This window comes from Pseudomonas khorasanensis (genome assembly GCF_014268505.2).
Classification (GTDB): domain Bacteria; phylum Pseudomonadota; class Gammaproteobacteria; order Pseudomonadales; family Pseudomonadaceae; genus Aquipseudomonas; species Aquipseudomonas khorasanensis.
In genome coordinates this window covers 49,736-71,548 of record NZ_JABWQP020000013.1, presented here as the reverse complement: position 1 = coordinate 71,548, position 21,813 = coordinate 49,736, and the positions used below count along the sequence as shown (strand labels likewise).

At 57.6% G+C, this 21,813-nt stretch carries 25 protein-coding genes and 1 tRNA gene; 17 read left to right on the top strand and 9 right to left on the bottom strand.

Annotation, left to right across the window (positions count from 1 at the left end):
- Window positions 1-36 precede the first annotated feature (36 nt).
- Window positions 37-1,380 (top strand): aminodeoxychorismate synthase component I, encoded by a 1,344-nt coding sequence (gene pabB / locus HU727_RS21670; protein ID WP_186534022.1) that lies wholly within the window; start codon window positions 37-39, stop codon window positions 1,378-1,380.
- A gap of 155 nt (window positions 1,381-1,535) precedes the next feature.
- Here the strand turns inward: pabB and thrH are convergent, their stop codons facing one another.
- The gene (thrH, locus tag HU727_RS21665; RefSeq protein ID WP_186534023.1) at window positions 1,536-2,153 is read right to left on the bottom strand and encodes a bifunctional phosphoserine phosphatase/homoserine phosphotransferase ThrH; all 618 of its coding nucleotides are present in this window, start codon (window positions 2,151-2,153) and stop codon (window positions 1,536-1,538) included.
- A gap of 163 nt (window positions 2,154-2,316) precedes the next feature.
- Between thrH and HU727_RS21660 the strand changes: the two genes are divergently transcribed.
- The 3 genes from HU727_RS21660 to HU727_RS21650 all read left to right on the top strand — a co-directional run bounded on the left by HU727_RS21660 (window position 2,317) and on the right by HU727_RS21650 (window position 5,951).
- Window positions 2,317-3,057: a phosphoadenylyl-sulfate reductase gene (locus tag HU727_RS21660; protein ID WP_186534024.1), complete on the top strand. Its 741-nt coding sequence runs from the start codon at window positions 2,317-2,319 to the stop codon at window positions 3,055-3,057.
- A 573-nt stretch (window positions 3,058-3,630) separates the two neighbouring features.
- Complete coding sequence (locus tag HU727_RS21655; RefSeq protein ID WP_186534025.1) at window positions 3,631-5,169, top strand: NCS1 family nucleobase:cation symporter-1; 1,539 nt, start codon at window positions 3,631-3,633, stop codon at window positions 5,167-5,169.
- Between the two features lie 53 nt (window positions 5,170-5,222).
- Window positions 5,223-5,951: an aspartate/glutamate racemase family protein gene (locus HU727_RS21650; protein WP_186534026.1), complete on the top strand. Its 729-nt coding sequence runs from the start codon at window positions 5,223-5,225 to the stop codon at window positions 5,949-5,951.
- 119 nt (window positions 5,952-6,070) lie between these two features.
- On the opposite strand, the gene HU727_RS21645 is transcribed toward HU727_RS21650, so the two are convergent.
- Window positions 6,071-6,994 (bottom strand): LysR family transcriptional regulator, encoded by a 924-nt coding sequence (locus HU727_RS21645; protein ID WP_186534027.1) that lies wholly within the window; start codon window positions 6,992-6,994, stop codon window positions 6,071-6,073.
- 125 nt (window positions 6,995-7,119) lie between these two features.
- Between HU727_RS21645 and HU727_RS21640 the strand changes: the two genes are divergently transcribed.
- Entirely contained in the window at window positions 7,120-7,866 is a 747-nt protein-coding gene (locus HU727_RS21640; RefSeq protein ID WP_186534028.1) for a 3-oxoacyl-ACP reductase family protein, read from the top strand.
- Between the two features lie 68 nt (window positions 7,867-7,934).
- On the opposite strand, the gene HU727_RS21635 is transcribed toward HU727_RS21640, so the two are convergent.
- From HU727_RS21635 to HU727_RS25795, 5 genes are all read right to left on the bottom strand, one after another.
- Window positions 7,935-8,630: an HAD-IA family hydrolase gene (locus HU727_RS21635; protein ID WP_186534029.1), complete on the bottom strand. Its 696-nt coding sequence runs from the start codon at window positions 8,628-8,630 to the stop codon at window positions 7,935-7,937.
- 834 nt (window positions 8,631-9,464) lie between these two features.
- Window positions 9,465-9,632 carry a hypothetical protein gene (locus tag HU727_RS21630; protein ID WP_164558301.1) on the bottom strand — a complete coding sequence of 56 codons (168 nt, stop codon included), beginning with the start codon at window positions 9,630-9,632 and terminating at the stop codon, window positions 9,465-9,467.
- 119 nt (window positions 9,633-9,751) lie between these two features.
- Window positions 9,752-10,180 (bottom strand): glycine zipper domain-containing protein, encoded by a 429-nt coding sequence (locus HU727_RS21625; protein WP_186534030.1) that lies wholly within the window; start codon window positions 10,178-10,180, stop codon window positions 9,752-9,754.
- 134 nt (window positions 10,181-10,314) lie between these two features.
- Window positions 10,315-10,686 carry a bacteriocin gene (locus tag HU727_RS21620; protein ID WP_186534031.1) on the bottom strand — a complete coding sequence of 124 codons (372 nt, stop codon included), beginning with the start codon at window positions 10,684-10,686 and terminating at the stop codon, window positions 10,315-10,317.
- 312 nt (window positions 10,687-10,998) lie between these two features.
- Entirely contained in the window at window positions 10,999-11,187 is a 189-nt protein-coding gene (locus HU727_RS25795) for a hypothetical protein (RefSeq protein ID WP_225919882.1), read from the bottom strand.
- Between the two features lie 231 nt (window positions 11,188-11,418).
- Between HU727_RS25795 and HU727_RS21615 the strand changes: the two genes are divergently transcribed.
- Window positions 11,419-11,697, top strand: coding sequence for a hypothetical protein (locus HU727_RS21615; protein WP_186534032.1), 279 nt, complete (start codon window positions 11,419-11,421; stop codon window positions 11,695-11,697).
- Between the two features lie 56 nt (window positions 11,698-11,753).
- Here the strand turns inward: HU727_RS21615 and HU727_RS21610 are convergent, their stop codons facing one another.
- Complete coding sequence (locus HU727_RS21610) at window positions 11,754-12,074, bottom strand: YbjQ family protein (RefSeq protein WP_186534078.1); 321 nt, start codon at window positions 12,072-12,074, stop codon at window positions 11,754-11,756.
- 465 nt (window positions 12,075-12,539) lie between these two features.
- Between HU727_RS21610 and HU727_RS21605 the strand changes: the two genes are divergently transcribed.
- The 10 genes from HU727_RS21605 to HU727_RS21560 all read left to right on the top strand — a co-directional run bounded on the left by HU727_RS21605 (window position 12,540) and on the right by HU727_RS21560 (window position 20,444).
- Window positions 12,540-13,490, top strand: a complete 951-nt coding sequence (locus HU727_RS21605; protein WP_186534033.1) for an enoyl-CoA hydratase/isomerase family protein — start codon at window positions 12,540-12,542, stop codon at window positions 13,488-13,490.
- A gap of 536 nt (window positions 13,491-14,026) precedes the next feature.
- Window positions 14,027-14,542, top strand: a complete 516-nt coding sequence (locus tag HU727_RS21600) for an HvfX family Cu-binding RiPP maturation protein (RefSeq protein WP_186534034.1) — start codon at window positions 14,027-14,029, stop codon at window positions 14,540-14,542.
- A 73-nt stretch (window positions 14,543-14,615) separates the two neighbouring features.
- Window positions 14,616-15,035 carry an organic hydroperoxide resistance protein gene (locus HU727_RS21595; protein WP_186534035.1) on the top strand — a complete coding sequence of 140 codons (420 nt, stop codon included), beginning with the start codon at window positions 14,616-14,618 and terminating at the stop codon, window positions 15,033-15,035.
- A 113-nt stretch (window positions 15,036-15,148) separates the two neighbouring features.
- Complete coding sequence (locus HU727_RS21590; protein WP_186534036.1) at window positions 15,149-16,033, top strand: HvfB family MNIO-type RiPP peptide maturase; 885 nt, start codon at window positions 15,149-15,151, stop codon at window positions 16,031-16,033.
- Window positions 16,026-16,817, top strand: a complete 792-nt coding sequence (locus tag HU727_RS21585) for an HvfC family RiPP maturation protein (RefSeq protein WP_186534037.1) — start codon at window positions 16,026-16,028, stop codon at window positions 16,815-16,817. The genes HU727_RS21590 and HU727_RS21585 overlap by 8 nt, the downstream gene beginning before the upstream one ends.
- Window positions 16,818-17,100: 283 nt before the next feature.
- The gene (locus tag HU727_RS21580) at window positions 17,101-17,583 is read left to right on the top strand and encodes an HvfA family oxazolone/thioamide-modified RiPP metallophore (RefSeq protein ID WP_186534038.1); all 483 of its coding nucleotides are present in this window, start codon (window positions 17,101-17,103) and stop codon (window positions 17,581-17,583) included.
- Window positions 17,584-17,793: 210 nt separating this feature from the next.
- Window positions 17,794-18,450, top strand: a complete 657-nt coding sequence (locus tag HU727_RS21575) for a DsbA family oxidoreductase (RefSeq protein ID WP_186534039.1) — start codon at window positions 17,794-17,796, stop codon at window positions 18,448-18,450.
- A gap of 98 nt (window positions 18,451-18,548) precedes the next feature.
- Complete coding sequence (locus HU727_RS21570; RefSeq protein WP_186534040.1) at window positions 18,549-19,577, top strand: D-cysteine desulfhydrase family protein; 1,029 nt, start codon at window positions 18,549-18,551, stop codon at window positions 19,575-19,577.
- Window positions 19,578-19,662: 85 nt separating this feature from the next.
- A complete protein-coding gene (locus HU727_RS21565; protein WP_186534041.1) occupies window positions 19,663-20,292 on the top strand; it encodes a cysteine hydrolase family protein in 630 nt (209 codons plus the stop codon).
- The gene (locus HU727_RS21560; RefSeq protein ID WP_186534042.1) at window positions 20,292-20,444 is read left to right on the top strand and encodes a hypothetical protein; all 153 of its coding nucleotides are present in this window, start codon (window positions 20,292-20,294) and stop codon (window positions 20,442-20,444) included. Before HU727_RS21565 ends, HU727_RS21560 begins: the two co-directional genes overlap by 1 nt.
- 115 nt (window positions 20,445-20,559) lie before the next feature.
- Here HU727_RS21560 and HU727_RS21555 read toward each other — a convergent pair.
- Window positions 20,560-20,649: transfer RNA gene (locus tag HU727_RS21555), tRNA-Ser, on the bottom strand.
- Between the two features lie 297 nt (window positions 20,650-20,946).
- Between HU727_RS21555 and HU727_RS21550 the strand changes: the two genes are divergently transcribed.
- Window positions 20,947-21,636 (top strand): crotonase/enoyl-CoA hydratase family protein, encoded by a 690-nt coding sequence (locus HU727_RS21550; protein ID WP_186534043.1) that lies wholly within the window; start codon window positions 20,947-20,949, stop codon window positions 21,634-21,636.
- The last annotated feature ends 177 nt before the right edge of the window (window positions 21,637-21,813 follow it).

The window sequence follows — 21,813 nt, the reverse complement described above, 5'->3', positions numbered from 1 at the left end:
ATCCCCACCCCGCCTCAATGGCCGATCTGCCCGACCATGCTGACCTGCTCCGTACATCCGCTGCCCTACCGCGCCAATCCCGCCGACTACTTCGTGGCCATTCGCAACGCGCCCGGCGCCGTGCTGCTCGACAGCGGTCGGCCAAGCGCCGACCGAGGCCGTTACGACCTGCTCAGCGCCTGGCCGCTGGAACACCTGGCGGTAATGCCGGAAGAAAGCGGCGCGCATTTCCTGCAGCGCCTGCGCGACAACCTCAGCCGCTTGGGCGAAGCGCAACTGCCCAATGAACTCGACCTGCCATTCGCTGGCGGTCTGATCGGCTATCTGAGCTACGACTTCGGCCGCCATCTGGAAAATCTGCCTAGCCAGGCGCTGGATGATCTGCAGTTACCGGATGCCCGTTTCGGCCTCTACAACTGGGCATTGATCAGCGATCACCAGAGCGCCACCAGCCAACTGGTCTTTCACCCCTCGATTGACGACAGAGAGAAGCAGCGTCTCGTTGACCTGTTCACTCAACCGGCCGCCGAGGCGCTGGCACCGTTCAAACTGAATAATCCGATGACACCGGATCTCTCGGCCGACGATTATCGCGCGGCATTCGAACGCATTCAGCAATACATCCAGGCCGGCGATTGCTATCAGGTCAACTTCGCTCAGCGCTTCCGCGCTGAATGTCAGGGCGACCCATGGCTGGCTTATTGTGCATTGCGCCAGGCCTGCCCGACGCCTTTCTCCGGTTTTCAAAACCTGCCCGAGGGCGGCGCGGTGTTGAGCCTGTCGCCGGAGCGTTTCGTCAAAGTCAGCCAGCGCCAGGTCGAAACCCGCCCGATCAAGGGCACTCGCCCCCGTGGCCTGACTCCGGCCGAAGACGCCGCCAACGCCGCCGAACTGCTGGCCAGCCCCAAGGATCGTGCGGAAAACCTGATGATTGTCGACCTGCTGCGCAACGATCTCGGGCGCACCTGCCGCATCGGTTCGGTGCGGGTACCGGAGCTGTTCAGTCTGGAAAGCTATCCGAATGTGCACCATCTGGTCAGCAGCGTGACCGGTGAACTGGCGGCCGGTCGTGATGCGCTGGACCTGATTGCCGGGAGTTTTCCCGGCGGCTCGATCACCGGCGCCCCGAAGATTCGCGCGATGCAGATCATTGATGAACTGGAACCAACGCGACGCGGCCTGTATTGCGGATCGTTGTTGTACCTGGACGTGCGCGGCGAGATGGACAGCTCCATCGCGATTCGCAGCCTGTTGGTCAAGGATGGACAGGTGTGCTGCTGGGGCGGTGGAGGGATCGTCGCGGACTCCGACTGGCAGGCTGAGTATCATGAGTCGATCACCAAGGTCAGAGTTCTGCTCGAAACCTTGCAAAACCTTTGATCAGTGATGGCTCCCACGCTCCGCGTGGGAGCGATCGGAACCTCTAGCTTTTTGTGGCGAGGGAGCTTGCTCCCGCTGGAGTGCGGAGCGCTCCCGGAATTCTTGCGACTGCTGCGCAGCCGAGCGGGAGCAAGCTCCCTCGCCACAGCGATTGTTTACAGACTGAGTTCGCGGTTGGAGGCCTTGAGGAACTCCTGCTTCAGCTCATCAAATGTGTGAACAGCCGGAAACTGCGCAAACTCGCGAATCACGTTCTCTGGGGCATGAAACAGAATCCCCGCATCGGCCTCGCCGAGCATCGTCGTGTCGTTATACGAATCCCCCGCCGCGATCACTCGGTAATAGAGGCTTTTGAACGCCAGAACCGACTGCCGCTTGGGATCTTTCTGACGCAACTGATAGCCCGTGACCCGCCCGGTTTCGTCGGTAATCAACCGATGGCAAAGCAATGTCGGAAAGCCCAGTTGGCGCATCAACGGCTGCGAGAACTCATAGAAGGTGTCCGATAGAATCACCACCTGAAAGCGCTCACGCAGCCAGTTGACGAATTCAACCGCGCCGTCCAGCGGCTTGAGCGTGGTGATCACTTCCTGGATATCCGAGAGTTTCAAGCCGTGCTCATCAAGAATGCGCAGGCGCTGCTTCATCAGCACGTCGTAATCGGGAATGTCCCGAGTGGTGGCCTTGAGGGATTCGATTCCGGTTTTTTCGGCAAAGGCGATCCAGATTTCCGGCACCAGTACCCCTTCAAGATCCAGGCAAGCAATTTCCACAAGACACTCCCGTTTGTAGTGATTATTGAGTCGAGCGACGCCGAACTCTAGCGTCTGAACCCGACGCGCGCAACGCAGAGGAGGCCCCGGGCGCGACAGCTTTTTGTTACCATCGGCCCCATATAGAGCGCCCAGCGCCACCGACCTGTAGGAAGCCGCCCTGATGAGCCCAACGTTCGACGTCGTGGAACTCGCCACGACCTATGCCAACAAATCCGCCCAAGACATCCTCAAACTCGCGTTCGCCGAGTTCGGTGATGACTTGTGGATATCTTTCAGCGGCGCCGAGGACGTGGTGCTGGTGGACATGGCCTGGAAGCTGAACAAGAACGTCAAGGTATTCAGCCTCGACACCGGGCGCCTGCATCCGGAGACGTACCGCTTTATCGAGCAGGTGCGCGAGCACTACAAGATCGACATCGAAATCGTCACGCCAGACCACACGAAACTGGAACCCTTCGTGAAGGAAAAAGGCCTGTTCAGTTTCTACAGGGACGGCCACGGCGAATGCTGCGGCATCCGCAAGATCGAACCGCTGCGACGCAAGCTCTCTGACGTCAGGGCCTGGGCCACCGGCCAGCGCCGGGATCAGAGCCCTGGCACACGCAGCGCAGTGGCGGTGCTGGAAATCGATACCGCGTTCTCGACACCGGAACGCACCCTCTACAAATTCAATCCGCTGGCGCAGATGACCAGCGAAGAGATCTGGGGTTACATCCGCATGCTTGAGCTGCCGTACAACAGCCTGCATGAGCGTGGTTTCATCAGCATCGGCTGCGAACCCTGCACCCGCCCGGTGCTGCCAAACCAGCACGAGCGCGAAGGCCGCTGGTGGTGGGAAGAAGCGACGCAGAAAGAATGCGGGTTGCATGCGGGCAATATCATCAGCAAGAGCAAAGCTTGATCACCCTCTGAATAACCCCCTGTGGGAGCGAGCCTGCTCGCGAAGGCCGTAGCTCCAGTCGACATCGTCGTTGCCTGTTTTACCGTATTCGCGAGCAGGCTCGCTCCCACACTGCCATGTATGAGACCTAAGAATGTGTACACAAGAATGTCACCATCGGTGCCATTTATGTGTGCACTTTTCGTTTCCACGCCCTGAAAAGTTACATTCCTGATCTGATCCCCGCCTGATTACGCCGTCGCAAAATCCCTCCGCAGAAAAAAATACCTGTTCATCCGGTCAATTTATACCGCCGTTTTTTCAGCCACTTATGCCCCATCGATAACTTTTCGAAATGAGTGCGGCTATCTATAGTTCTTCGACTGGCACAAATCTGGCTTAAGTGCATGCATGTTTTGTATACAAAATCGCAAAACATACACACTTTCGATCCGCAAGCCTGAAGCGCCCTATCCCGTACAGGCTGCAGATGCCCCGTAACCAGTGATGTTTTTCACTGCCGCGACGAAGATTTGTCGAGCCTGGCGGCTCATGCACAGTCATCGCGGCCCTGAACATCAGGAGCCTGCCGGAATGCGTACAAGTCTCTCGAACAATATCGCGCTGAATCTGCCCTCCTCTACACTCGATCAACCGTTACCCCCGGACGGACTGAGCGAGCCGTGTCACCTGAGCCCGCGTCTGCACAACAGCGATCTGGCACCGACCAGGATCGAGGGCCGGCGCTGGGGTAAATACAGCATCTTTGCCCTGTGGACGAACGATGTGCACAACATCGCCAATTACTCGTTCGCCATCGGCTTGTACGCCTTGGGCCTGGGCGGCTGGCAGATTCTGCTGTCGCTGGGCATTGGCGCGGCGCTGGTGTACTTCTTCATGAACCTGTCGGGTTACATGGGACAGAAAACCGGCGTGCCGTTTCCGGTGATCAGTCGGATCAGTTTCGGTATCCACGGTGCACAAATTCCTGCACTGATACGCGCGGTTATCGCCATCGCCTGGTTCGGGATTCAGACGTATCTGGCCTCGGTGGTGTTTCGCGTCTTGTTGACCGCCGTGCACCCCGGCTTCGCTGAATACGATCACGATTCGATTCTGGGCCTGTCGACGCTGGGCTGGGTGTGCTTCGTGGCGATCTGGATGGTGCAACTGGCGATCCTCGCCTACGGCATGGAAATGGTCCGCCGTTACGAGGCCTTTGCCGGGCCGGTGATTTTGCTGACAGTCGCAGCCCTCGCCGGGTGGATGTACTTCCAGGCCAACGCCACCATCGCCTGGTCGATCCGCGAGCCGCTGACCGGTGGCGAGATGTGGCGCAATATTTTTGCCGGCGGGGCTTTGTGGCTGGCGATCTACGGCACGCTGATCCTCAACTTCTGCGACTTCGCCCGCTCTTCGCCTTGCCGCAAAACCATCAAGGTCGGAAATTTCTGGGGCTTGCCGGTGAATATTCTGTTGTTTGCCGCGATTACGGTCGTGCTGTGTGGCGCGCAATTCCAGATCAACGGGCGGATCATCGAGAGCCCGACCGAGATCATCGCCTCCATTCCCGACACGTTCTTTCTGGTGCTTGGCTGCCTGGCCTTTCTGATCGTTACCGTTGCGGTGAACATCATGGCCAACTTCGTCGCCCCGGCGTTCGTGCTGAGCAACCTGGCGCCCAAGTACCTGACCTTCCGCCGCGCCGGGCTGATCAGCGCGACCATCGCGGTGTTGATCCTGCCGTGGAATCTCTACAACAGCCCGCTGGTAATCGTGTATTTCCTGTCTGGCCTCGGCGCCCTGCTCGGCCCGTTGTACGGCGTAATCATGGTTGACTACTGGCTGATCCGCAAAGGCCGGATCAACGTCCCGCAGCTCTACAGCGAAGATCCCAACGGCGCGTATTACTACAGCCGTGGAGTGAATTTGCGCGCGGTGGCGGCGTTTATTCCTGCAGCCCTGATCGCGATTGTCCTGGCACTGGTGCCGGGTTTCCATAGCGTGTCGCCGTTTTCCTGGCTGATCGGCGCCGGGATCGCCGGCATGCTTTACCTGATCATCGCCAAACGCCAGATCCACTACGCCGATGTCAGCGGTGAATCCATCGCTGTGGATAACGTCAGCCATTAATCCCTTCGCGGCCCGGTTTTTGGGCCGCACCACTGCCCGCAATAAGGATTTCCATGCGTATTCTCGTGGTCAACGTCAACACCACCGAATCCATCACCGACGCCATCGCCCGCTCGGCTCAGGCCGTCGCCTCACCCGGTACCGAAATCGTCGGCCTGACGCCGTACTTCGGCGCCGAATCGATTGAAGGCAATTTCGAAAGCTACCTGGCCGCCATCGCCGTGATGGATCGGGTGATGGCCTACGATCAGCCGTTCGACGCGGTGATTCAGGCCGGTTATGGCGAACACGGCCGTGAAGGCCTGCAGGAACTGCTCAACGTGCCGGTGGTGGATATCACCGATGCGGCGGCCAGTACGGCGATGTTCCTCGGCCATGCCTATTCAGTGGTGACCACGCTGGATCGCACCGTGCCCCTGATCGAGGATCGGCTGAAGCTGTCGGGTCTTTGGGATCGCTGTGCGTCGGTGCGGGCCAGTGGCCTGGCTGTGCTGGAACTGGAACACGAGCCGCAACGTGCGCTGGAGGCGATCGTGCATCAGGCTGAACTGGCGGTGACGCAGGACAAGGCCGAGGTCATTTGCCTGGGCTGCGGCGGGATGGCCGGGCTGGATGAGCAGATTCGCCGACGTACCGGCGTGCCGGTGGTGGATGGGGTGACGGCGGCGGTGATGATTGCCGAGTCGCTGGTGCGCTTGAAGCTGTCGACCTCCAAGGTGCGGACCTATGCGACGCCACGACCGAAAAACATCATCGGCTGGCCGGGGCGGTTTGCTCGCTGAGTTGCCCGTCCGAAACCGAGTTGCCCTTTTCGCGAGCAGGCTCGCTCCCACATCTGGAATGCGTTCCCCTGTGGGAGCGAGCCTGCTCGCGAAGGGCGCAACTCGGTCCCAAGCCTTACTTAAACGGCACTAAACCGCCGCGCCAATCCCTTCTCGGCAAACTGTTCAATCACGAAATCGACAAACGCCCGGGTCTTGCCCGGCAACAGTTTGTGCTCGGCGTAATAGATCGAGATGTTGCCGTCATCGACAAACCAATCCGGCAAGACCCGCTGCAAGGTCCCCGCCTCCAGATACCCCACCGCAAACGGCATGCTCACCAACGCGATCCCCAAACCTTGCGCCGCCGTCGCACACGCCGCTTCGGAATCGCTCATGGTCATCCGCGCCCGCAACGTCAGCGGACTGTGCTGCTGATAACGGTGGGTGAGTTGCCAGGAACGCACGCGCCCGGTTTGCGGTGAACGGATCAGAATCCCGTCGTGTTGTTTGAGGTCGTCCGGATCGGTGATCGGCGGATGGCTTTGCAGATAATCCTTCGACGCCACCAACACCCGATGCGCCGCCGTCAGTCTGCGCGCAACCACACCCTGCGGCAGTTCGAAGCCCCCGCCAATCGCCGCATCAAAGCCCTGGCTGATCAGGTCGACCTGACGATTATCGAAATGCCAGTCCGGGTTGATCGCCGGGAAACGCCGCAAGAACTCGCCAAGCAGCGGCACGATGTAAAGACGACCAAACACCGTGCCCATGCTGACCTTGAGGGTTCCGGTCGGTTGCCCTTGAGTGCTGGCCAGATTGGCCACGGCATTCTGGATCGTGGTCAGGCTGGCGCTGACTTCACTCAAAAACAGCTGCCCCGCTTCGGTCAGGGTCAGACTGCGCGTGGTGCGCTGGAACAATCGCATGCCCAGCCGCGCTTCAAGTTTCGCCACGCTTTTGCCCACCGCCGCAGGCGTCAGGCCCAAGCGCCGCGCCGCCTCGGCAAAGCTGCCGACTTCCGCGCTGCGCACAAAGCATTCGATACTGCTGAAGGATTCCATGGCTACCACTATAAACTTTTGGTTTACACAGACTATACAACTTGGTCCTACCCTGATGTGAATCAGAGGTTGATACTCGGCTGCAACAACAGGGCATCCTGCCTTGAACATTCTGGAGATCGAACATGACCACTCAACACCTCAGCGGCAAAGTCGCTCTGATTCAAGGCGGTTCCCGTGGTATCGGCGCCGCCATCGTCAAACGCCTCGCCGCCGAAGGCGCTGCGGTAGCGTTTACCTACGTCAGCTCCGCCGCGAAAGCCGAAGAGCTGCAGAACAGCATCACTGGCAACGGTGGCAAAGCCCTGGCGATCAAGGCCGACAGCGCCGATGCTGCCGCCATTCGCCAGGCAGTCAGCGCCACGGTCGAAGCGTTTGGTCGTCTCGACATCCTGGTCAACAACGCCGGCGTACTGGCCATCGCACCGCTGGAAGAATTCAAACTGGAAGACTTCGATCAGACCCTGGCGATCAACGTGCGCAGCGTCTTCATCGCCTCGCAGGAAGCGGCGAAGCACATGGGCGAAGGTTCGCGGATCATCAACATCGGCAGCACCAACGCTGACCGCATGCCCTTCGGCGGTGGCAGTGTTTACGCGATGAGCAAATCGGCACTGGTCGGCCTGACCAAAGGCCTGGCCCGCGATCTCGGTCCGCGCGGCATCACCATCAACAACGTGCAACCCGGCCCGGTCGACACCGACATGAACCCGGCCGACAGTGACTTCGCCGAAAGCCTGATCCCTTTGATGGCTGTCGGTCGTTACGGCACAGCCGATGAAATCGCCAGTTTCGTCGCCTACCTGGCCGGGCCGGAAGCCGGTTACATCACCGGTGCCAGCCTGACCATCGACGGTGGTTTCGGCGCCTGATTGCGCGGAACCCGCACAAAAAAACGCCGCCCTTCTTTATTCGAAGGGCGGCGTTTTGATGTTTGCGGTCAAGCCCATTCCAGCGCTGGCAGACCAAAAGCGCTTGGCGTGAAGTCTTTCAGCGAGCGAAGAATCCCGTCAGCGTGTGCATATTTTTCATCGGCCATCGCCGCGTCAGGGATGGCGATTGCGGTCATACCTGCCGTTTTCGCCGCTGTCACACCGAACGGCGAATCCTCAAAGACCAGACAATCCTCAGGCGCGACGCCAAGACGCCGGGCCGCGGTGAGGAAAATATCCGGCGCCGGTTTGGCCGCACCGACTTCAGGATCGTCCGCCGTAACGATGAAATCGAACAGCGCGAACCAGTCACGGTGCAGCGTGGTTTTCTGACCGAACGACTGACGCGACGAACTGGTGCCGACCGCGATCGGGATGTTGTGCGCTTTGAGATGACGAACCAGCGCTTCGGCACCCGGCATCGCCTGGGCCCTGGGAAAACGCTCGCGCATCAGCGGCTCGCGAATCGCCAGAAACTCTTGCGGCGTGATCGGTAACTCAAGCGCCTGCACAACGTAATTGGCCAGGTCACTGGCACCGCGACCAATGATGTTCTGCTTGACGCTCCAGTCGAAGGTTCGCCCATAACGCCCGGCAATCATCGAGGTGACCTCGGTGTAAATGCCTTCCGTGTCCAGCAGCAAACCATCCATATCGAAAATCACGGCCTTGATCGGGCCGAACGCTTTCAGCGGTGCATTCATCATCGGATCCGTTATCAAAGACATCCCGGGCGGCATTCGTCGTGCCGCAGCCCGGATCTGATTAATGGGTTCAGCAGCATAGCGAGACGACTGGACTTTGAGCAACGGGCAATGCCCGTCGACGTGCTTAACACCCGCCCAGAATTTAGCGAAACCTCCTACAGACACAGCCTACTTCCCCGACTTCTTTCCTGTTTGATCCCCCGCAAAGTCCGCGCCCCTGTTTTTCCACGTGTGCGAGCGACTGCGAATGTTCCAACCCGATCGGCTACTGGCCCTGAACAACAGCATCGGTCTGCTGGTGGTGGCCGCCCTGAATCCCAAGCAACCGGATTTCGAAGCGCTGATCGAACACATGCGCTTATGAGCAAAACCTCAACTAAACTAGTCGAGCTAATGAGAGAAGAAATGCGAAGTAATGGTTTTAATAGTGATTATCCGATAGATGTTGCTGAGCATAACGGCACACTTTAGATTCTGGACGGCCATCATCGAGCTTCTGCCGCACGACAAACCTCTACAGAAGTGACAATACAGCTCATAACCAATATACGAGACCATCACGGCACCTTAAACACTATTGAAGAAGTACTAGAATCATCCGACAGACCACATATGTATAAAAAATATTGCAATAAGAGATTCATCGAAAAATAGTTAACGAATTAATTTTTTTAAATAAAATTGAAAAAATGTCGGTATCTGACAACCTCTATATCCTCACGGGTAATCCTCATCCCTGAGCAACCTCAGAGGAAAATTACACTCTTGAAAGTCTGAATATACTTAAAGGGCCTAAAATAATAGGCCTTGGAAATTCAAGCAAAGAGCAGATTACTGCTCATCCCCATCCTCCTCATACTCCATATCCGCCTCATCCGCATCATTCAACGGCACCGTCGCATCATCCATCAGTGACCCCGGATCTTCATTGCCCGGGTCATTGATAAACGGCTGCCCGTTCGGGCCTTTTTCTTCTTTGCCTTCAGTTTCGGGAGTCATGGCGAACCTCATGATCATGTGGGGTGTATGACGTTCGAAACGCCCTAAAGCCAATCGTTCCTCATTGCGACTGCCAGATACGAAAAACCCGGCGCTTGGCCGGGTTTCCGTTGTATCGATCAGTGATGCTTGTTTTTGTGTTTGTTCTTGTACTTATGTTTGTGACCGCCACCGGAATGGGATTTTCCGTCGTCGTCACCGAGGTTGTTCCCGACCGCCCCGCCTGCTGCGCCGCCCAGACCGGCGCCGATGGTCGAGCCGGTGGAGCCACCGAGGCTGTTGCCGACGACTGAGCCGCCCGCCGCGCCGAGACCGCCGCCAATCGCGGCTTCCGTGCGGTTGCGTTTATTCGCGCCGATCGCGCTGCCCGCCGCGCCGCCGACACCTGCGCCTACCGCCGCCCCCGTGCTGCCGCCGAGTTGTCCGCCAACCACATTACCGAGCGCACCGCCCAGACCACCACCCACGGCAGCAGTGCCGTCGCCGGCCGCCATCGCGCCCTGCGCCACGAACAAGCCGAAAAACAGTGCAGATAATGACAATCGCATATCAACCTCTCAGTTCCCGAATCGGGACAGTCCGCCCAAGGGGGGCGTATGTGAGTTAGAGATGATTTTGAACGAAACGTTCAGCCATGAAAAAGCCCGACATCGAGTCGGGCTTCTTCGGGCCACTATCCGTCTCAGTGGCGCTTGTGACCTTTGCCCAGATTGCTGCCGACTGCACCACCGGCCGCACCGCCCAGACCCGCGCCAATCGTGGCGCCGTTCTTGCCGCCCAGACTGTTGCCGATCACCGAACCACCGGCCGCACCGACACCACCGCCGATGGCCGCCTTGGTGCGGCTGCCCTTGCGAGCGGCGACCGCACTGCCCGCTGCGCCCGCGACGCCGGCACCAATCGCCGCACCGGTGCTGCCGCCCATTTTCTGGCCAACGACGTTGCCAAGCGCGCCGCCCAGGCCACCGCCCAGCGCAGCAGTGCCATCACCGGCAGCCATCGCACCTTGAGCAACCAGAAGGCCAAGAACCAGAGCAGGCAGTGTTAAACGCATGACGAAAACCTCAAATAAGCGGGATGACAAAAAGGGACGGGATTTAATGCGCTCGGCGCGAGAAAGTCCAGACGCACGCGGCAGCGTCGATTGGACAGCGATTGCGCAAAAGGTTTTATGCCGGACAAAAAAAAGCCCGCTGGGGAGACGGGCTGGAGACTTGCTTTCTAACGGATGGCTTCACACTACGTTGACCAACGTGAAAAGTTTGTGAAAAAAAACCAACATTAATGTCAACGCTCCCCGGCATTCCCACCTCATATTCCTGCGCCCGTAAAAAACCCCGTTCGATGACGGGGTTACAGGGCGAATTCACCTTCTGGTCCTTGCCGTGACCTTGGGCAAAAATTTCGCTCTCGGCCCTTTCGGCGCTGTGGATTTGATTTTGCCATTGCTCACCGGGTCTTCGCCAAACCCCGATTGGTACTCGGTCTGACCGCAGCGCACGCAATTGTTGAATGAAAACTCAGCGCCATCGTCTTCGATGTATGGACCTGACATAGCCTCTCCCCTTCGCGACGGGCCGATACCGACAAAACTGTTTTGCCTGAAAAAATCGACCCCAGCGATTTTGAGACTAGCCGGTCATTCTTGGACTCGCTGTTCAGCGCGGCTGATCGCCGACGAGCGGACCAGCCATGACGAAAGCAAATACCTTTACCGGCATTTGCTAAAGATATCCGTGGAACTGCCGTTGCCCTTATTCCTACCAATGAATCTCAGGGAGAGGTCATGCAGATCAACGGATTCCCCAACATGCCAGTCGTAAACCTCACGGACGAACAGATCGCTGCCGGCAAAGCCGCTGCGGAGAAACTCAAGGAAAAGATCGATTCCGGCGAAATCACCATCAAGTACCCGGACAAACCGACTCTGCAACCCGGCGTCATCTACCATCCCAGCGAGCCAGGTCCATCGGCTCAACCTGACGGCACAGCGCCTCTCGTCGCCATCGATACACCGCTGACCTATGACTCAAGAGGTGCGGTGATCCTCAAGCCCCAAGGCTGATTGACGTGGAAAAAGCCCATTCTCTGTCCGAATGGGCTCTGCGTTGGTGGCAATGATCAGCGCAACTTCACCGCAGTCCCAGTGACAAACACCACAACCATTCCGCCCTTCCCTGCCGGCATGCTGATTTCAAAATCCACGCCCACCACCGCATCGGCCTGCAGTGCCCGCGCCCGCTCTCTCAGTTCATCGGTTGCCTGAATGCGCGCTTCTTTCAACGCCCGCTCAAGAGTCTGGGACCGGCCACCGAAAAAGTCGCGCATGCCCGCGAACATATCGCGGATAACGTTGACGCCTTGCACAGACTCGGCGCTGACAATGTCCAGATAGGCGGTAATCTGTCGCCCCTCGACGGAGTGCGTGGTGGAAATGATCATGAAGAGTCGTCCTTTTACCAAGAATTGAATGCCGCGATTGTAAACGCTCAGCCTTGCCGGGTTTGTCCGTTTCCAGCACTGGTGGTGTGAGGCAAGTTTGATCCATCTTTTGATGTGGCTGAGGCCGAGGCGTATCGCCGGGATTTGCCAAATGCCGAGGTTCATGTACTGGAGTCCGGGCATTTCGCGCTGGATGAGCAGCCTGGGCAGCTTTCCGGGTTGGTGGGGGCGTTTCCTGGTAAGCATATGAGGGGGTGAGGTCGGCTCGGCTGGCTTGTTTGCAAAACTGGCTTCCATGACCAGAAACTTTGGCTTGCGCTGCGGCTGCCGCTTGTAATTGCGCCTGAATTTGCCAAAACGCGGCTGCCGATCATACTGCTGAATCGAGCATCATCCGGTGCTTGTGATCCTGAACAGGATTCAGGTCAGTTCCTCGCAGTTCATTCGATTAAGTTGGAGTTCTCCATGAAACTACGACGTATCGTAAGTGCGACTCTCGCCGTCAGCATGCTGCTTGGCGGTGCCGCCATGGCGGGTCAAGCCCTGGGCGCCGACTCTGCCAGCCCCCCAAAATCTGCCAGCTCCTCACCCAACCAGTTTCTCATTGAAAAAATCAGCCCAGAATACTGGCGGGTGCAGATCAACAACCCGCCTTTCAACATATATGGTCCAGACTCTACCTTCCAGCTCGAGAAGGTGATCAGCGCGATCGAAAGCGACAGCAAGCTCAAGGTGGTGGTCTTTGAAAGCAAGGTTCCTGGTTTCTTCCTGACCCACTACGACTTTGCGGAGCCTCTGGAGCGGACCCTGGAAATGCCTAACGGGAAGACCGGCCTACCGCCCCTTCCGGACATGCTGGTACGTCTGAGTAAGTCCCCAGTGGTTTCCATCTCGATGATCAACGGCCGCGCCTCTGGCGTAGGCAGCGAACTGGCCCTGGCCAGCGATATGCGTTTTGCCAGCGACAAGGCAGTGCTGTCCCAATTTGAAATTGGCGCCGGCTTTGTCCCTGGTGGAGGCCCAATGGCGCGTCTGCCGCGCCTCATCGGCCGCGGCCGTGCATTAGAGGTTTTGCTGAGCGGTAGCGACATCGACGGCAAGCTGGCCGAGCGGTATGGCTACGTAAACCGCAGTTTCCCCGAAGGAGAACTGAACGGCTTCGTCGACACGCTGGCTCGCCGCATTGCCACCTTCGACAAGCAGTCTCTGGGCGAGATCAAGGATCTGGTGAACATAGCCTCCCTGCCCCCAAACGAAGACATCGGTAAGGAATGGACAGGTTTTCTCAACTCGGTTCGGCGCCCCGCCGCCCAACACCATATCGGCCGCCTTATGGAACTAGGCCTGCAACAAAAAGCCGATGTGGAAATCAACCTCCCTAAATATACCGGCCAGGTCAGCGCCGAGAAAAAATGAGGCGCAGATAACTGCGACAGCGCTGATTTACAGGGCTGGGCCAGGCTTAGCCCTTCACTCCAGCAAAATATCTGTTATGCCGCGGCGGGACTCAACGCCTGGCAGACTCGCACTCGCGTGCAGTTCACGCACGGGTTGACCGGCACACTGGTGGTACAGCTCAACTGATCCCTGGGACATTCCTCTGCTAGCACAGATTATCGGCGGTCAGAAATGACTGAGCCCGCTGGAATGCCTCCTGCCTGTTGCCGGCAGAACACAGAACACCGTCGATCGTATATCCAAACTTTAAAACCCGTGCCACAGGCCAAATGCCTGGTTAGCGCCTTCGACAGGTATTGCTCTGTATCCAAGTGTGTATGGAGGCAGACGCGTTACACAACATTGATCTTCCCGCACCCCCAGACACAAGCGAGATACACCAACAGGATGAACTACGGTCACGGCCAGCGCAGTTGCTCCTGTGCCTGACACCTGTCATTGGGAGCACCTGAACTGCTTCCAATTTCCAGACGACAAGTTGGAGGATTAAACCAATGCAAACAAACGCGTCATCGGCCTTGAATCGGCTGCACCTTAACCTCGATCGCGTTGGCGACTGGATCGCCCCTTTAACCCTGCGCGTTTTTCTGGCCTGGGAGTTTTTTGAAGCTGGGTGGGAAAAGTGGAACGGTGAGAACTGGTTCCCAAGCATTCAAGGTGCCTTTCCTTTTCCCTTCAATCAGCTGCCGGCTACGTTCAATTGGCAGTTATCAATGTGGGCAGAACTGCTCTGTTCCATTGCTTTGCTTGTAGGTCTGGGAACACGCCTCTCGGCACTCATCCTCATAGTGGTAACCGTCGTGGCAACTGCCGCAGTTCACTGGCCGGCACACTGGTCGACATTGGGCGAACTGGCTATGGGCTATTCCATCAGCAACAAAGGCTACGGCAATTTCAAGCTGCCTTTGATCTATCTGGTAGCACTTGTGCCGCTGCTGTTCACAGGCGCCGGCAAGCTGAGCCTGGATGCATTCGTTGGTCGGTATATCAAGCGTTTGAATGCACGCTGAATCGTTATTGCGTACATCAGTCGTCAACAAGGTTTTCGCTTTTAAACCCCGCTAATTAATCAGGAGTTTCATCATGACCCATATTGATAAAGTGCTGTACACAGGCAAAGTTCATACTTCCTCGGGTGGACGAAATGGCACCGCCCTCAGTGACGATGGCCGACTGGATATAAAACTGTCGTCGCCTGGCACCTCTGGCGCCGGTACCAACCCAGAGCAGTTGTTCGCCGCAGGTTGGTCGGCCTGTTTTATCGGCGCAATGGGGCTTGCGGCGAGCAAGATGAAAGTCGCTCTCCCGGTTGACCTTGCCGTCAACGCAGAAGTGGATTTAGGCACCACTGATGGTGCGTATTTTCTCCAGGCTCGCCTCAACGTCTACCTTCCCGGGCTGGATCGAGAAGTCGCTCAAGACTTGGTTGATACCGCACATCAGACATGCCCGTATTCCAAAGCGACGCGCAACAACATCAACGTGGTGATCAACCTCGTTTGAGCAGAACCGTGGCGGGTTTCAATCGCTCGATCCACGCCCACCCAACTGCCAAAGTCGACCGTGGAGGGGCTGTGGATCGAGGATTCCAGACGTCGAATCGGAGCATTGAGCTCATGCAAACGAACATTTCATCATCAGTACATTCAGCTCCACAGCCCCCACTTGAGGCGACTGTTGGGCTCGGCCTGCGCCGTGCGCTCCTCAACACGCTTCGTGACGCTCCCGTTGGGGATTTCGATTTTCTGGAGGTTGCTCCAGAGAATTGGATCGGCATCGGCGGCGCTCATGGAGATGCCCTGCAGTTGCTGGCTGAACGCTATCCGCTTTCATGCCATGGCCTGTCACTGTCGCTAGGTGGCAGTGCGCCCCTGGACGAGTCTTTTCTTGAGCAAGTACGCGGGTTTCTCGATCGTTTCAACGTGCCGTTCTATAGCGAACACCTGAGTTACTGCAGTGACGACGGCCACCTATACGACCTGCTGCCGTTGCCCTTTACCGAGGAGGCAGTTCATCACGTTGCTGCGCGCATCCGTCGTGCACAGGACATTCTAGGCCGCCGTCTTGCCGTAGAGAACGTTTCTTACTACGCCGCTGCTCATCAGGACATGGACGAACTTACGTTTACCAATGCAGTACTTCGCGAGGCCGATTGTGACCTATTGCTCGACGTTAACAATGTGTACGTCAACTCAGTGAACCATCGGTTTGATCCATCGGTTTTCCTGGCCGGCCTGGAACCAACACGCGTAGTCGCCATGCACGTGGCTGGCCATCATGACGAAGCCGAGGACTTGATAATCGACACCCATGGTGCCTCGGTCAAACCGGTAGTCTGGTCATTGCTGGGGCAGGCTTATAGCCTCTTTGGCGTGAAACCAACGCTGCTGGAGCGCGATTTCAACTTTCCGTCCTACGACAAACTTGTGGCTGAGCTGAACATCATCAGGCGGTTGCAACGCGACGCGGATGCTCTGGTACGGGTGACCGCGGATGGCTGACTCCCCTTCAAGTTTGCACAGTCAGCAACTCGCGCTGACCCGTTACCTGCGTGACCCGGACGGTTATGCGCCGCCTGCGCAGATGAATCCAGTGAGAGCGCAGGTCTATCTCAACCTGGTGTTCAACAATCTGTTGGGGTTGCTGGGCGGGACGTTTCCGGTACTGATCGCCGTGCTGGGTGATGCCGGTTGGCGTGCGCTGGTGCGACGCTTTTTGCGTGACTACCGCGCGCAAACACCACGTTTCGGCGAAATTGCACGCGAGTTTGTAGACTTCGTAGCGAGCCTGGAGGATTCGCCTGGTCACGGACATCCCTGGTACCCGTTCTTACCTGAATTGGCCCACTACGAGTGGGTGGAGATGGCGCTGCAACAGTTGGACGCCGCGCCGTTGAAGGGCGGTGATGCGGCGCAGCTACTCGACCGTCCCCTCAGGCTTTCCCCGCTCGTCTGGCCGCTGGCTTACACCTGGGCCGTACATCGACTCGGGCCAGGGCACCTGCCTTCTGAGCCGCCAGAACAACCGACGTTGCTGCTGATCAGCCGTGTGCCGAGTGGCCAAGTGCAGTTCTCCCAGGTCAGCCCTCTCGCGTTCCGTTTGTTGCAGCGGATCGAGCAGTTCCCTGACTTGGATGGTCGAGCGCAGCTGCACGCTTTGGCTGCGGAGGCTGATGCTTCAGACGTGAACGGCTTCGTTGCTGGCGCACTGGTTCTGCTGCGCCAACTGCATGCCCAAGCTGCCGTCGGCGTAGCCGCGACACCCGTTTTAAAGCTGTTGTCCTGACTGACGAGCAAAGGCTGAGGTTGGTTTTTGTATCTCTATGTACCCAAACGCGAAGTCTTGGGATTGGCTTACAAATGCTCCTCTCGCCTGATACATCGCCGATACATAAGTCCAGCTAAATAGGCCTACCCGAATAAGGTCACTCTGTCGAAGTGGAAGACGCTGACGCGCATAAGCCATGCAACCCCACGTTTTTCCCACTTCGCCTGGAGCTTCTTTGAGGGTCTATCCGCCCTGTGGCATGAACCGCGGCCTGGCCGCGCAAAGCATCTGGAGAAGCACTATGTACCGTAAACCAATGTCGAACAAAACCAGTCTTGGCCTGGCCGCAATTGCTTTAGCCGGTGGCATGAGCCTGGCATCGTCTGCAGCTTTTGCTGTTGAGCCATTGCCCCAAGGCTATCAACTGGCATCGGCCGAGAAAACCGGGGAAGGCAAGTGTGGTGAGGGCAAATGTGGCGAAGGCAAATGCGGTTCCAGCCAAGCCAGCGACAAGTCCGCTGCTGCCGAAGGCAAGTGCGGTGAAGGCAAATGTGGTGACGACTCTTTCGCTCGCACAGATACCGACCATGATGGCCTCGTCTCCCAAAAAGAACTGCTGACTGTGGCACCTCAGGGCGGTGAAGAATTTAAAGCGATGGACACCAACCACGATGGTTTTCTTTCGGAAGGTGAGGTCTACAAGTTCAGAACCAACCAGTACATTTCCAACGGCAAGAAAGTACCCACCGAGCTTTTCACCCGCATGAGCAAAGCGCAGAACTGATTCCTGCTCTCGTAACATTCGCCCTCCCCGGCGGCTTCAGCCAGGGAGGGCGATTTACCTTCTGCAAACCGTCAATGCGGGATGTGGATTGATTACACAGCGTTATAAGTGATGTTCTCCACCCCTGATTTATCCCCTGAACGCAACACTCTAAAGTCCATCCTACTGCTCCCCTCATCATGTCGACGGGGCGCCAACAGGAGACTAAAAATGACTTTCCCCGTCAGTATCGACTTTGTGTCGGATGTCGTTTGCCCCTGGTGCGCACTCGGCGCCGCAGCGCTGGAGCAAGCCATCGCAAATGTTGCCGGCGAGGTTGCCGTGGAGCTGACCTTCAAGCCCTTCGAACTGAACCCGGACATGCCGGCTGAGGGCGAGCACGCCATCAAGCACATGATGCGCAAATACGGTCGCAGCGCCGAAGAAGTCGCTTCCCGCAATGAAATGATAGTTGCGCGTGGCAAGGCCATTGGTTTTCAGTTCGACCTGGAAAAGCGCAGCCATTTCTACAACACCTTCGATGCCCATCGCCTTCTGCTCTGGGCCGTGCAAGAAGGCCACCAGGTAGCAATGAACAAAATCCTGCTCAAGGCTTATTTCACTAATGGCGAGAACCCCAGCGACCACGAAACGCTGGTGCGCCTTGCCGGTGAAGCAGGACTTTCAACCACCCGCGCCCGCGAGATTCTGGCCAGCGAGGCGTTCGCTATCGAGGTCCGTGAACTTGAAAGTTTTTACCTTGATCGTGGAATTAACTCGGTGCCGGCCATGGTGGTGAACGGTCGTCAGCTGGTGTCCGGATCGCTGTCAGTCAAAGAGTACGAACAAATCCTCAGGCAAGTGGCACGAGATTGCGCCACAGCCTGACAAAGCGACTTAACTGCAATCCCAGTGATTAACCATTTCGCCGGGGGCTTGTTGAAGTGACCGCCCCACGTCCTTCCATCAACGTCAAGTGAACCGTCATGCCTAACGACTTGAATCAACTGGAAACTGCGCTGGCTGCTTACCCCCGAGTGGCGCTGCTGGAAGGCCCGACGCCGATTCAGAAGTTGTCCCGCCTGAGCCGGTTACCCGAACTGCATGGCTGCAATCTCTACGTCAAACGCGATGATTTGATGGGCCTCGGCGGCGGTGGTAATAAGCTGCGCAAACTCGAATTCCTGCTTGGCGAAGCATTGGCCGAAGGCGCGGACACACTGGTTACCTGGGGCGGTTTTCAATCCAATCACGCCCGGTTGACTGCCGCCGTCGCGGCCCGCCACGGTTTGGCCTGCGAGCTTATCCTGACCCCGTCCGCAGTGCGCGGTGATGACGATTTTTGCCATAACGGCAACGTATTGCTCGACGGCCTGTTTGGCGCAAAGGTCCATCGACTGCCGCTGGGTTCGACGCCGGACAGCTACGCTGCCCAATTGCTCAGCGCGCTTGGAAGCCAAGGCAAAAAACCCTTCCTCATACCCTTAGGCGGCTCCAGCCCCAGGGGCAGTCTGGGCTACGCCGCTTGTGCGGGAGAGATTCTCCGCCAGGCGGACGCGCTCGGTGTGCAATTCGAGCGGATCATCATCCCCAACGGCAGCGCCGGAACCCATTCAGGACTACAGGCCGGTCTTGCACTGGCTCGATCATCAACGGAGATTATCGGGTATTCGGTGTTGGCTACCGAGGAGCAGACTACGGCCACGACCCTGGAAAAAACCCGGGAAACTTTGCAGCTCCTGGACCCGTCCGCAACCCTTTTGGAAAGCGCGATCAATGTGGATGGCAGTCAACGTGGCGACGCCTATGGCGCACCCACCGAATCGATGCTGGAAGCGGTTCGGCTGCTGGCCTCCGTTGAAGGCTTGCTGACGGATCCAGTCTACGGTGGCAAGGCCTTCGCCGGGTTGCTGGCTGCCGTGCGCCGAGGCGATTACCCGGCGGGAAGCAACCTGCTGTTTGTGATGACCGGTGGCTTGCCTGGCCTCTTTGCCTACCGCAGCGCCTTCAACTGACTTGAGCTTTTCAGCCGTCATAAAAAACTGATGCCCCGGGCAAGCCCACGGCACCGGTCACTCAACTTATGTGGAGTACATCGTCATGTCGAATGCCCCTTATCCGCTGAACCGCACCGCCTATCTTCTGGTCGATCCGTACAACGACTTCCTCTCGGAAAACGGCAAGGTCTTCCCCTTTATCAAGCCAATTGCAGAACAGGTCGGGCTGCTCGACAACCTGCGAGCCCTTGATCGCGCCGTACGAGCGCAGAATATTCCGGTGGTCATCGTGCCGCACCACCGCTGGGAGCACGGCGACTACAAAGGTTGGGATCATCCAACACCGACCCAGTGCAAAATCATGCACATGCACCACTTCGCACGCGGTGAATGGGGCGGCGAATGGCATCCCGATTTCGCGCCGAAGGACGGCGACATTGTCGTCCAGGAACATTGGGGCTCCAGCGGATTTGCCAATACCGACCTTGATTTTCGCCTGAAGCAGAAAGGCATCACCCACGTAATCATCGTCGGCCTGCTCGCGAACACCTGCATCGAAGCGACCGCCCGCTACGCGTCGGAATTGGGATACCACGTCACTCTGGTGCGTGATGCGACCGCCGCTTTTCGTCCGGAAATGATGCACGCCGCCCACGAATTGAACGGGCCGACTTTCGCTCATTCAATCGTGACCACCCAAGAATTGATCGCTGCGCTGGCACCGCAGGAGTAATGGCAAATGAGCCACACCTGATCATCCGCGTAAACAACGTCGCGGCCAGTGACGGCACGATGAAGGGGCTCAACCCCACCACTCATCAATGGAACGAACCGGACTTTGCCTTCGGACCGGTCAGACTGATTAGCTCAGGCATTTTCCTGTGACTACTTGTTTTGCACCAAAACAGCGCTTCTATCCCATATCACTATTTTCCAGACGCCAAAAACCACAAACCCCCGACTTTCTCCAGGAAAATCAGGGGTTTGTGTTTACTGAATGTGGCGGTGAAGGAGAGATTCGAACTCTCGATACAGTTTCCTGTATACACACTTTCCAGGCGTGCTCCTTAAGCCACTCGGACACTTCACCGTATCTCTTCAGACATGTTCTGTCTGTCGAGGCGCGCTAATGTAGTCGAAAGCTTTTCCGATGGCAAACTTTTTTTCAGAATTTTCATGCGCTTAAGCGAGTACGCGGCACCCCGTGATGAAGGACGATGGCAAACCCGCCAATCTTCGGTGAGCAGCCTCCTCTCTATTATAGAAGGCAGCAGGCCCCCTGCGCTGTCTGGACCGTGAAACGGTGACTGGCAGGTCAGTCACGGCGCTTTACCTGGCTTGCGGCGGTGGGTAACGTCTGTCCATCTTTCTAATAAGGAATAGCGCCATGAGCGAGTTGATTGCCTACCACCTCGAAGACGGTATCGCGACCCTAACCCTGAACAATGGCAAGGTAAACGCCATTTCCCCTGACGTGATTGCCGCGTTTAACGCGGCGCTGGATCAGGCGGTGACTGATCGGGCGGTGGTGATCATTACCGGGCAGCCGGGAATTTTGTCGGGCGGTTATGATTTGAAAGTCATGACTGCCGGTCCCAAAGAAGCCGTAGCACTGGTTACCGCCGGTTCGACCCTGGCGCGTCGCCTGCTCTCTCACCCGTTTCCGGTCATCGTCGCCTGCCCGGGACATGCCGTGGCCAAGGGGGCTTTTCTGCTGTTGTCCGCCGATTACCGCATCGGTGTCGAGGGGCCGTTCAGCATCGGTCTGAACGAAGTCCAGATCGGCATGACCATGCACCACGCGGGCATCGAACTGGCGCGTGATCGCTTGCGTCGTTCGGCTTTTCATCGTTCGGTGATCAATGGCGAGATGTTCGATCCAAAAAGTGCTGTGGATGCCGGCTTTCTCGACAAGGTTGTGACGGCTGAAGAATTGCAGGGCGCAGCCCTGGCCGCCGCGCGCCAGTTGAAAAAGATCAACATGCTCGCGCACAAGAACACCAAGCTCAAAGTCCGCAAGCAACTGCTGGAAACCCTCGACGACGCCATCGTTCAGGATCAACAGCATCTGGGCTAACCCTCTCGCTGACTGCGCTATAAGGAACAGCCCGACCATCGCGTCGGGCTTTTTCTTACGCTCAGTGTTGGGGAATCACTGACAGCTCTAGGACGAGCCTGACAGCCGCCACTGAAACATGCGCTTAAACATCGGCCATCTCCGGACTCTATAGCGGCAATTGCCGAAAACAGTGCA